At 43.7% G+C, this 11,407-nt stretch carries 11 protein-coding genes and 2 tRNA genes; 8 read left to right on the plus strand and 5 right to left on the minus strand.

All coding sequences use genetic code 11. From position 1 onward, the window contains the following. Positions 1–84: 84 nt before the first annotated feature. Positions 85–726: a peroxiredoxin gene (locus tag PSE7429_RS17980; RefSeq protein ID WP_009628741.1), complete on the minus strand. Its 642-nt coding sequence runs from the start codon at positions 724–726 to the stop codon at positions 85–87. A 544-nt stretch (positions 727–1,270) separates the two neighbouring features. Here PSE7429_RS17980 and PSE7429_RS17985 point away from each other — a divergent pair. Beyond that, positions 1,271–1,352: transfer RNA gene (locus PSE7429_RS17985), tRNA-Leu, on the plus strand. Positions 1,353–1,394: 42 nt separating this feature from the next. On the opposite strand, the gene PSE7429_RS17990 is transcribed toward PSE7429_RS17985, so the two are convergent. From PSE7429_RS17990 to ftsH, 3 genes are all read right to left on the minus strand, one after another. Continuing rightward, complete coding sequence (locus PSE7429_RS17990; RefSeq protein ID WP_009628742.1) at positions 1,395–2,072, minus strand: hypothetical protein; 678 nt, start codon at positions 2,070–2,072, stop codon at positions 1,395–1,397. An 80-nt stretch (positions 2,073–2,152) separates the two neighbouring features. Beyond that, positions 2,153–2,410 carry a sunset domain-containing protein gene (locus PSE7429_RS17995; RefSeq protein WP_009628743.1) on the minus strand — a complete coding sequence of 86 codons (258 nt, stop codon included), beginning with the start codon at positions 2,408–2,410 and terminating at the stop codon, positions 2,153–2,155. A 168-nt stretch (positions 2,411–2,578) separates the two neighbouring features. Beyond that, entirely contained in the window at positions 2,579–4,447 is a 1,869-nt protein-coding gene (gene ftsH / locus PSE7429_RS18000; RefSeq protein WP_009628744.1) for an ATP-dependent zinc metalloprotease FtsH, read from the minus strand. 426 nt (positions 4,448–4,873) lie between these two features. Here ftsH and PSE7429_RS18005 point away from each other — a divergent pair, with 426 nt between their 5' ends. From PSE7429_RS18005 to PSE7429_RS18025, 5 genes are all read left to right on the plus strand, one after another. Next, positions 4,874–5,839, plus strand: a complete 966-nt coding sequence (locus PSE7429_RS18005; RefSeq protein ID WP_009628745.1) for a DUF362 domain-containing protein — start codon at positions 4,874–4,876, stop codon at positions 5,837–5,839. Next, a complete protein-coding gene (locus tag PSE7429_RS18010) occupies positions 5,826–6,227 on the plus strand; it encodes a response regulator (protein ID WP_009628746.1) in 402 nt (133 codons plus the stop codon). Before PSE7429_RS18005 ends, PSE7429_RS18010 begins: the two co-directional genes overlap by 14 nt. Positions 6,228–6,482: 255 nt before the next feature. Continuing rightward, positions 6,483–7,493, plus strand: a complete 1,011-nt coding sequence (hemH, locus tag PSE7429_RS18015) for a ferrochelatase (RefSeq protein ID WP_009628747.1) — start codon at positions 6,483–6,485, stop codon at positions 7,491–7,493. A 545-nt stretch (positions 7,494–8,038) separates the two neighbouring features. Further along, positions 8,039–9,103 (plus strand): D-alanine--D-alanine ligase family protein, encoded by a 1,065-nt coding sequence (locus PSE7429_RS18020; protein ID WP_009628749.1) that lies wholly within the window; start codon positions 8,039–8,041, stop codon positions 9,101–9,103. Beyond that, a complete protein-coding gene (locus tag PSE7429_RS18025) occupies positions 9,096–9,479 on the plus strand; it encodes a helix-turn-helix domain-containing protein (RefSeq protein WP_009628750.1) in 384 nt (127 codons plus the stop codon). Before PSE7429_RS18020 ends, PSE7429_RS18025 begins: the two co-directional genes overlap by 8 nt. A gap of 149 nt (positions 9,480–9,628) precedes the next feature. Here PSE7429_RS18025 and PSE7429_RS18030 read toward each other — a convergent pair whose 3' ends face one another. After that, positions 9,629–10,549 (minus strand): alpha/beta hydrolase, encoded by a 921-nt coding sequence (locus PSE7429_RS18030; RefSeq protein WP_009628751.1) that lies wholly within the window; start codon positions 10,547–10,549, stop codon positions 9,629–9,631. A gap of 177 nt (positions 10,550–10,726) precedes the next feature. Here PSE7429_RS18030 and PSE7429_RS18035 point away from each other — a divergent pair. Together PSE7429_RS18035 and PSE7429_RS26660 are read left to right on the plus strand one after the other, a co-directional pair. Then, positions 10,727–10,807: transfer RNA gene (locus PSE7429_RS18035), tRNA-Leu, on the plus strand. 226 nt (positions 10,808–11,033) lie between these two features. Further along, positions 11,034–11,210 (plus strand): hypothetical protein, encoded by a 177-nt coding sequence (locus PSE7429_RS26660; RefSeq protein ID WP_009628752.1) that lies wholly within the window; start codon positions 11,034–11,036, stop codon positions 11,208–11,210. Positions 11,211–11,407 lie beyond the last annotated feature (197 nt).

Raw genomic sequence — 11,407 nt, forward strand, 5'->3', positions numbered from 1 at the left:
TGGCTTAGCCAACCCTTTCTCTAAGCCTATTTCAAATTATCCCGAACTCACGTTATACCAATCTAATTTAGGATTGATATAGGTTTACTTGTTAGGCTGAGGAGTCAAGCGCAAGTAAGGCTTAACAGGATTGAAACCTTTAGGGAATTTCTCTTTAGCGGCTTCGTCGGAAACAGAAGGGACGATAATCACATCATCACCATCTTTCCAGTTTGCAGGTGTGGCAACACTGTAGTTATCGGTCAATTGCAAAGAATCGACTACACGTAAAATTTCATCAAAATTACGACCCGTGCTAGCAGGATAGGTCAATGTAAGACGAAGTTTTTTGTTGGGATCGATGATAAACACCGATCGCACCGTTAGGGTATTACCAGTTGCCGAATTAGGATGAATCATGCCATAGAGGTCTGAAACTTTGCGATCTTCATCAGCAATAATCGGATAATTAAGGGTTGTATTTTGAGTTTCCTCAATATCACCTACCCAGCCTTTATGGGATTCAACGCCATCAACGCTCAAGGCAATAGCTTTGATATTACGCTTATCAAATTCGCCTTTTAGTTTAGCCACAGTGCCTAACTCAGTAGTGCAAACTGGGGTAAAGTCTTTGGGGTGAGAGAACAAAATTGCCCAGCTATCGCCGATCCACTCATGAAAGTTAATATTGCCTTCGGTGGAGTCTTGAGTAAAATCAGGTACGGTATCGCCTAAACGCAGTGTCATAGTTTTATTTCTTGTTTGAGTTCAGTCTTCTTGGCTACAAATCTAAGATACAAGATTATTGACAAAATCGCTAGCCCTATAGAGCGGTATTCCCATCGCTTTAGTGTAGATTGTATCGTGTAAGATCCAAAGGCTAAGGGACTTGTTATTAATACCAAAGCTCAAAATGGCTTAGCCATTTTGAGCTTTGAAAACCCTTACTAGGTTTAGTTTTTAATTCACAAAAGTGTTGTCACACTTAAGTGAATTGGTATATAGCCATATTCACTTAAGTCAGGACATCAAACCCAATAGAGAGTTGCGGCGCGAAGCGCCGCAACTCTCTATTGGGTTTGATTTTTGTCTAACATTACTGACTATAGCTATAACACTGTAGCAATGCCAATTTTGAGTGATTTTGACTTTTTTAGTTTTGCTGATTGACATTGTGCGATCTTTACAGGAAACTAAGTAACTGCGAGTTAGAAGGTAAATACGTATAACTCGCTAGCTAAGAGCCCAGCTTTAAACGCAAAGTTAATCGCAAGGCACAAAAATACCAGTTGCGGAACTGGCGGAATTGGTAGACGCGCATGTTTCAGGTACATGTGTTGAAAGACTTGGGGGTTCAAGTCCCCCGTTCCGCATAAAGAGTAAAAAGAGTAAAAAGGCTCGCATTGCGAGCCTTTTTACTGTCGAAATATAATTACTTGATTTCCACCCTTTTGAAATTCATAGCTTACTTGAATAATTTCGGAGCTAATACCTTCTTTGCCTAAGATGCGACATATTTCATCAATATAGGGCGATCGCGCTTGGGCGAGGGTTAATAATGGGAAAATCCTTACTTCTTGGGTAATACGGCATAGTTCGCGGATCGAGTCTAAATGGAACTCAAAGCTGAGGTGATCGGAATATAGAAATAGCAAGTGCGAGCATAGGGCAATCTGAAATTGATTATCTTGAAAACCTAGTTTTGGGAGTTCGGCATTAAGATATCTGCCTTCTGACTTGCCGCGCTCGAAATCTGCCAGAAATAAAGCGATCGCTTTTTCCCGATTAGCCCTTAAATCTTCAGGAGATTTATGATAGCTCCATGTCCAATTATTAGGGGTGTTACGCACCTGCTCAATGATGACATCAACGCAAGCATCAAAGCGGCTTTTAATTTCTGCTCCCGTAAATTGATAAATGGGATCGATCGATGTGACTTGATATCCTGCGGCGGTCATTTCCGCATTAAAGCTGGCGGGACCATCACCGATACCAATTATCGTTTTTGCGCGATCGCTTTCTGATAGCGCAAACATTAACTCATACTCCGCTTTTGAACGCCCAAAAGGAACTACTCGATCTAGGATCACCATGGCTTATTACCTAAATATGATTTTGAATATGATTTTGAATATGATTTTGAATATGATTTTGAATATGATTTTGTCTAATTTTATCTGGGTGCTTTCCGCCAACCACTAGCGATCGCCTCAGATTCTATGCAAAACCATTTCTCTCCCTTACTTACATCAATGTTGGTTGTAGCATAATCTTCCATATTTGGCAGGTGATATAACTTATCGCCTGTACTCACAGAAATATTCCCTTTAATATTGCAACCACGCATAAAGTTAGTTATAGGAGAAATTGAGCTAATACCCAAGCCAATCAGAAACATAGCAGGTAATACCTTCTGTATAGATTCACGCATATCGCGTTTGTTGGTTTGAGTACGGAAAAGATTTCATAAAATATCGTTATTTTGCATTTTTTCTAGATTAATCCAAAATGACAACTTAAATTTTCAAGAAAAAATATAAAAAATACAGACCCTATTTTGTAAGGTCTGTATTTTGTGGAAATCAAATTGCTTTATAGATTAAAGTGCCGCAGCCAACTTCAATTCATTGGTTTCCAGAATTTGTTGCAGCTCTTCAGCATCAACAGTCTCGCGTTCGATTAGATCGTGGGCAATCTTATCGAGAACATGACGGTTGTCAACGAGAAGCTGTTTGGCGCGACGGTAAGCATCGCTGACCAAAATGCCCACTTCCTCATCAATAGTTGCGGCGGTTTCTTCGGAGAAGTCGCGCTCGGCAGCAATGTCACGACCGAGGAACATATTGCCATTGGAACGACCGAGGGCAACGGGACCAAGTTTTTCGCTCATCCCGAAACGCATGACCATTTGACGGGCAACTGAGGCTACTTGCTGTAAGTCGCTCGATGCACCTGTAGTTACTTCTTCTTCACCAAAGACGATTTCTTCAGCAATCCGACCACCGAGAGCAACTGCCATCTGGTTTTGCAAATAAGCACGGCTTTGCATTCTCTCTTCGGTTGGTAAGAACCATGTCAAACCACCAGCGCGTCCGCGAGGAATGATAGTTACCTTTTGGATCGCATCATAGTCGGGCATTAAAGCACCTACGAGGGCATGTCCTGCTTCATGGTAAGCAACTAATTCTTTGCGCTTTTCGCTCATAACGCGGTCTTTCTTTTCGGGACCAACCAAGACGCGATCGACGGCATCATTGATTTCATCCATTGAGATTTCGGTTAAGTTGCGACGGGCGGCGAGAATTGCGGCTTCATTTAATAGGTTAGAAAGATCTGCGCCTGTGAATCCGGGGGTGCGACGGGCAATCTTCTCAAGATCGACATCCTTCGATAGAGTCTTGCCGCGTGCGTGGACTCCAAGGATTTCCAGACGACCTGCGAAGTCTGGGCGATCAACAACCACTTGGCGATCGAAACGACCTGGACGCAGTAGTGCGGCATCAAGTACGTCGGGACGGTTAGTTGCGGCGACAATGATGATACCTGTATTGCCTTCAAACCCGTCCATTTCGGTGAGTAATTGGTTCAAGGTTTGTTCGCGTTCATCGTTACCACCACCGAGCCCAGCCCCGCGCTGACGACCGACGGCATCAATTTCATCGATAAAAACAATACAGGGGGCATTGGCTTTAGCTTGCTCGAACAGGTCGCGGACGCGGGATGCACCGACCCCGACGAACATTTCTACGAACTCTGAACCAGAAATACTGAAGAAAGGAACGCCAGCTTCACCAGCTACGGCCCGAGCTAGCAGGGTTTTACCAGTTCCAGGAGGACCAACGAGCAATACTCCCTTAGGAATTTTTGCACCAACCGCAGTAAAGCGATCGGGATTTTTGAGGAAGTCTACAACTTCGGTAAGTTCAAACTTGGCTTGCTCGATACCAGCCACGTCGGTGAAAGTGACTTGGGTTTGAGGCTCCATCTGCACGCGGGCACGGGACTTGCCAAAGTTCATGGCTTGGTTGCCTGGACCTGCTTGGGCGCGACGTAGTAGGAAGAATAGTCCGACTAAAAGCAAAATTGGCAAAATCAAGCTACTCAGGGTTTGTACCAATGCGCCATCGGTGCGACGGGGAGCAACATCTAGTTCGACGTTGTTGTCTCTAAGGGTTTTAATAAATTCAGGATCGTTAGGGAGATTGACGCGCACCTTACGCTTGCCTTCGGGGCCTCCAGGGACAGTTGCTTCGGCAAAGGTGCGATCGGGACTGAGGGTTACTCTAGAAACACCTGCGGGCTTCTTTCGGACTTCTTCGATTAGCTTGCTATAGCGCCATTCTCCTTGAGCGGCGGGTTGACTATCGAGCAGGGTTGTCCCTAAGGTAATAACGACAATGCCTAGCAGTGCGTATAAACCAAAATTTTTCCACTTTTTATTATTGTCGTTTTTATTATTGCTTTTCACTACTACTGCTCCATCGATAGAGTTGTTCTTAGACGATCTTGCCAAGAACGAATGATTTAATTAACCAATCTTAACGTAAGTAGCCTAGGATCTGTAGAAGCACCCCCATAATCCGTCTTTAGATCGATAGTTTAGCGATCGCCCCTTTCATAACTCTATAGCTGCTGCCAGTTTTGTTAGGACAAAATAAAAACCCCAAAGAGAGTTGCCGCGCTCCGCGCGGCAACTCTCTTTGGGGTTTGATGTCCTGATCCAGTTGGCGGCAGCTATAATACCAATTCACGAAAGTGTGACAACACTTTTGTGAATTAAAAAACATACCCAGTAAGGTTTTTCAAGTTAAGAAATGGCGTAGCCATTTCTTAACTTGGTATTAGGTTATATTTTTAAGTAGTTTGCTGACCTACTCACCTTCTAGAAACATTCATGAAACCAACTGTCAGTCTTTTACATGCTTCTAGCTATGAAACCACATCCCTAATGCGATCGCTAGAAGCAGTACTTGCACCCCTAGGAGGTATGTCCAGCATCGTCAAAGTAGGCGATCGCGTTCTCCTCAAGCCCAACTTGCTCACAGGCTCTCGTCCTACCAAGGAATGTACCACTCGTCCAGAATTAGTGTATTGTGTTGCCAAAATGGTACAGGATGCTGGTGGTAAGCCATTTTTGGGTGATAGCCCTGCCTTTGGGAGTGCGAAAGGAATTGCCAAGGCGAATGGTCTATTTCCCCTTGCAGAAGAACTAGGCATTCCCATTATTGAATTTCACGGTAAACGCTACGAAACTGAAGGGGAAGGCGAACTGCAACATTTACGTCTCAGTAAAGAAGCGATGGATGCGGATGTGGTGATTAATTTGCCCAAGGTTAAATCGCATATGCAACTCACCCTCACCCTTGGCGTTAAAAATCTCTTTGGTTGCGTTCCTGGAAAAATGAAGGCTTGGTGGCATATGGAAGCAGGTAAAGATGTGGAAAGATTCGCCCAAATGCTAATTGAGACGGCAAGAGCGATCGCTCCTGAACTTACCATTCTGGATGGTATCGTCGGACATGAAGGCAATGGTCCTAGTACGGGCGAACCAAAAGAATTAGGTGTTTTAGCCGCTTCTTGTGATGTATTTGCCCTTGATCGCGTTATGGTGGAGATCCTCGGCGTTAACCCTCTCGATGTGCCTACGGTTGCGGCTGCTATTCGCACGGGGCTTTGTAGCGATCTGGAGGCAATTGAGATCATTGGCGATCCGATCGCTCAATTGCGAAGTCCCGATTGGAAACTCCCTGAAACCATGATGGCGATCGACTTTGGAATGCCCAGAGTTTTGCGATCAACCTTTAAACATCTCTATATCAAGTTCATTCAAGAACCGCTCAGTACCTATGCTCGTACCTAACCACTCGCCACTGATTTTAGTGGTCGAAGATGCCCCTGATAACCAAGTTTTGGTGGAGCAGGTGTTTCAAGATTCAGGCTACCAAGTAACTTGTATCCAAGATGGTCAAGCAGCTTTGGATTGGCTAGAAACAAATCATCCCAATCTAATTTTGCTCGATCTTTCTTTGCCAGAGATCGACGGATGGGAAGTGGCAAGACAACTCAAGGCAAGCGATCGCACTGCCCAAATTCCGATCATTGCGGTTACTGCCCATGCGATGAAGGGAGATAAGGAGTCAGCGATCGCCTCTGGTTGTGATGATTATCTGACAAAGCCTTTGGATATAGATTTACTTGAAGCTTGCGTCAAACTGTGGCTAGATAAGCAATGGGAGGAAGATTCATAGTTTTTATCAGCCTACTTTAAAGCCCAGTAGCCAAAAATAAAAGCTTATACTTATATGTAGCTTAGCCTAATATTTAGACTGGGCTTTCAAACCATTTTTAAATTTATTTAATAAATTTCATCTATATCATTCACAATCATTTACATCATTCGCGATTTTTATCGTTTGATTATCAGTTTCGAGCCTTAACGCTAACTATCGATAGTTTATTTAAAACTAATAATTATTAATTTATCAAATTTAGGAAACTGTTTTATGTCTGGTCGTGTTGGAGTACTACTGTTAAATTTAGGAGGTCCTGAGAAGCTAGAAGATGTCTACCTTTTCTTGTATAACCTCTTCGCCGATCCAGAAATTATTCGTCTGCCATTCCCCTTTCTGCAAAAGCCGATCGCATCTCTAATCGCGGCAAGTCGCGCACCCATCAGCCAAGAAAATTACCGCGCGATCGGCGGTGGTTCACCTCTGCGCCAGATTACCAGAGAGCAAGGTGAAAACATTGAGAACGTTTTACAACGTCACGGTGTGGATGCCAAAGTCTACGTTGCCATGCGCTACTGGCATCCTTACACTGAAGAGGCGATCGCTCAGATCAAACAAGATGGAATTACGCGCCTCGTTGTATTGCCGCTCTATCCCCAATATTCCATTAGCACCAGTGGATCGAGTATCAAAAAACTGGACGAGATCTGGGAGAACGATCCTGAGCTGCAAGCGATCGAGAAGATTACGATCAAGTCTTGGTATGATCGGGCTGGCTACATTCGGGCGATGAACGAACTCATTGATGCTAAATTACAAAGCTTTGCCGAACCTGAGAATGTGCATATTTTCTTTAGCGCCCATGGCGTGCCCGTGAAATATGTAACTAAATACGGTGATCCCTATCAGTCAGAGATGGAAAACTGTGTCGATGGGATCATGAAAGCACTCCGTCGCGATTGCCATCGCTACAATGCCCACACCCTCGCCTATCAAAGTCGTGTCGGTCCTGTGGAGTGGCTGCAACCCTATACGGAGGAAGCTATTAAGAATCTGGCTAAGCGCGGTATTCACGATCTTTTGGTAGTCCCGATTAGTTTTGTATCGGAGCATATTGAGACTTTGCAGGAAATTGACATTGAATATCGGGAAGTCGCTGAAGAAGCTGGCATTCACAATTTTGATCGCGTTCCTGCCTTAAACAGTCACCCCATATTTATCAACGATCTAGCCGAACTGGTAATGGAGTCTCTGGGTACTAAAACGAAGGCGATCGCAGCTTAAAAAAATAGAACCTAATAGAACCTAATAGAACCTAATAGAACCTAATAGAACCTAGAAGAGCGTAACGCTCTTCTAGGTTTGAAGTTTACATTACTTGCTAATTAAGAAACCATTTAAGAATTGGATAGATCCCCCCCAGCCCCCCTTAAAAAGGGGGGAGAATTAAATTCTTCCCCCTTTTTAAGGGGGATTGAGGGGAATCTCTTAGAGTTTTTGACCGAAGAAAGTAATTCTTAAATGGTTTCTAAAGTATCTGTGACTTCGACTCCGCTCAGCTAAACTTAGCTGGGGCATTTGGGTGAGACATTTTTTATCCGCAAGAGCCTTAGTTATTTAATAAACGTTAGTTTGGGTTAAGCTAGCAAATTTTAAAAGCTCAAAACTAAAAGCCTTGCGTAGCAAGGCTTTTAGTTTTGAGCTTTGAGAAAGGGTTTGCGTAGCAAACCCTTTCTCAAAGCCCATTTCAAATTATCCCGAATTCACGTTAATAAGGTAAAGTATTCAGTACTAAAAGTTTGCGATTAATTTGGCGAGGGTGTTTACTAATGGCGGGTATGCAAGATTTGGCGGTAAAGTCTCCTCTTTATGTCGGCTTGTTATTTGGCGGACAGTCGGGCGAACATGATGTATCGATTACATCGGCAAGAGCGATCGCCTCAGCCCTCAACCAAAATTCCCGCTATCAGGTTCAACCCTTCTACATTCAACGGGATGGCACATGGCGCAGTCCCGATATATCGCAGCAGGTTTTAGATTCTGGCAAAGGTTTGCAGGATTCAGAATTATTAACGGATGCGGCTTTTTTCTTGCCTACGGAAGTGCAAACAGTCGATCTATGGTTTCCCGTATTGCATGGACCGAATGGGGAAGATGGGACAGTGCAGGGGCTATTGCAATTGATGCATAAGCCCTATGTTGGTAATGGTGTGCTTGCCTCGTCGGTGGGCATGGATAAAATTGCGATGAAGGCCATCTTTGCGAATGCAGGCTTGCCTCAGGTTAAATATGTGGCGCTAAACCGCTGGCAATGGCAGCAGGACGAGCAATCATGGAGCGAGCATATCGAGGCGACTCTCGGCTATCCCTGTTTTGTGAAGCCTTCTAATCTAGGATCGTCGGTGGGGATTTCTAAAGTACGCGATCGCCAACAGTTAAAAGAAGCGATCGCTAGTGCCACCAGTTACGATCCGCGCATCATCATCGAGCAGGGCGTAACGGCTCGCGAGATCGAATGTGCGGTACTTGGTAACGAACAACCCCAAGCTTCTGCGATCGGTGAAATTACTTTTACGAGCGATTTCTACGATTACGAAACTAAGTACACCGCAGGTAAGGCAGATTTAATTATTCCGAGCAAGTTACCAGACAATGTAACTCAAGCAGTGCAATCAATGGCGGTAAAAGCTTTTCAGACTGTTGCTGGTTCAGGTTTGGCAAGGGTCGATTTCTTCTATGTGGAAGCGACGGGAACGGTATTAATCAATGAAATCAATACTTTTCCTGGATTCACATCCCTCAGCATGTATCCCAAGTTGTGGGAGTACTCAGGAATTCCGTTTACGCAACTATGCGATCGGCTTGTTGAGTTAGCATTAGAGAAACATGTATGACAATGAAGCATTAGCCAACGTTCAAATACAAGTCGTTACTTCGGAAGAAGAAAACGATCGCGCTTTAAGCATTGTAGAAAGTCTGCTAGCTGAAGAAAATCTATCTCCAGAGAAAGAACAGATACTACGTCTTCTAGTAACACTGATTGAGAAATTTGAAGATGAACATTATCAGTTAGCGGCTTCAACACCTCATTCGATCTTGTTGCATCTAATGGAAGAGAGAGGACTAAGACAAACTGACCTCGTAGGTGTGATAGGTTCTCGTGGCGTGGTTTCTGAGGTTGTCAATGGTAAAAGAACTATTAGTAAAGGGCAAGCGAAGTCACTTGGTGAATTTTTCCATGTCGATCCCAGTTTGTTTGTTGATTTATAGTTACTAATTAAGTGGGCTTAATTAACGTCAGTTCGGATTAAGCTGGCAAAATTTAAAAGCCCAAAAGTAAAAGCCTTGCGTAGCAAGGCTTTTACTTTTGGGCTTTGAAAATTTGCCAGCTTAGTCCGAACTGACGTTAAATTAGTAAGCTATAGATTGAAAAAGCTACGAATGGCATTCAAATATAAAGGCTCATTGGTAGCCGCATTATTGTTGTGTCCACCATTGGGAATGATCACGATTTGTTTTCTGGAGGGGGTTGCCTCATAGAGACTTTGTGCCATCGATAGGGGAATTACCTCGTCGGCAGTACCGTGAATATAAAGTACGGGTATGGCAAGCGATCGCACCTTCGCGATCGAATCAAAACGTTGATGGATGAGTAAATCGATGGGGAAAATGCGATATTTAGGATCGAGTTGCGCCATGTCGCTCATCGAAGTAAAGGAAGCATCGACGATCGCTCCGAGGGCTTCGGGATGTTTGATAGCCAGATCGATCGCGATCGCTCCACCCAGAGAATGACCGTAGATTAAAATCTGGTTTGACTTGTAACCCTTTTGAATGAGATAGTCCCAAGCGGTTTGGGCATCGGTATACACCGAAGATTCTGACGGAAATGATCCCTCACTCCTGCCATAACCTCGATAATCAAATACGAGAACTGAGAAACCCATCCGCATTAAGCGATTAGCATGTTTGGCGTTAGCACTGATATTTTTGCCCTTACCATGCAAATACAAAATTACCTTGCGATCGCCAAGATTGCCTTTTTCCTCTTGTTTGATATTTGGTAACCACCAACCATGAATGTTTTCGCTTGTGCCATCGGCTTTTTTAACGGGAATTAAGACATCTTCATAGGTGGCATTAAAATTTGCAGGCGTAGTGGTAATTTCCTTCTCTGGAGAAAAAACTAGCCTCGTTTGCCCAAACCACAATCCTGCACAAACAGAACCATAAAAACTGGCGATCGCGATACCTGCGATCGCGACAGGACGCACCCAAGGTTTGGGCGATCGATCCTGAGTTTGTTTATTCTGCGCTGATTCTAGAGATGATTCAGACATTGAATTTAATTTAGATATTGTAATCTGAAGCCAATTTTAGAGCCTTTAGCATTACAGTGCCGAAAACTCTAAAATCTATTTTGGCAATATTTTGCCAAAATATATTGCAATATTGCGTAAAACATATTGCATATTTGTACTATTGCTGTAATATAGTAAAGCACTTTAAATGCAATTGCGGTCATGGTGGAATGGTAGACACGCCATCTTGAGGTGGTGGTGGCGAAAGCTGTGAGAGTTCGAGTCTCTCTGACCGCATATCAAAATAAACAGATAAGGATGGTTGGGGCAAAGCCCCAACCATCCTTATCTGTTACTGTGGCTACTCTCTTACCAGTGAAAAATTAGACGTTGCGGCGCGAAGCGCCGCAACGTCTAATTATTGGTTTTTGATGTCTATTTTTAGGTAGGAAGGGAGTAGCTGCAAACCCAAGCGACAGCTATAGTAGTCTTAAAATCTAGTTTACTTAATGCTTTTAAATCCATGGCTCGCCAAGTTGATTGTCAAAAAGAATGTACCAATGGCTGTATCCTCGGCGATAAATGTCCTAATTTAGAATATCTTGCCCAAGCTCGTAAGCTTTTAGCCGAGACCTCCATTGACAAGTTAATTGAAATTTCTGACTCCCGCTTTTTGCCGCCCCCTCCTACTGCCCAGTAATACCAAAGCTCAAAATGGCTATGCCATTTTGAGCTTTGGTATAGCTTAGAAGTTACGCATTGACAGAAGGGAGAAGATTTGCAGGTAGGAGATAATTGTAATCAGCTAAGTTTTCCATGACAAAAGAACGAATGACATCATTGAACAAATTACGCTTGAGGGCATAGCAATTCGTAATTAAATTGTGAATACAACGC

The organism is Pseudanabaena biceps PCC 7429 (assembly GCF_000332215.1).
GTDB lineage: Bacteria > Cyanobacteriota > Cyanobacteriia > Pseudanabaenales > Pseudanabaenaceae > Pseudanabaena > Pseudanabaena biceps.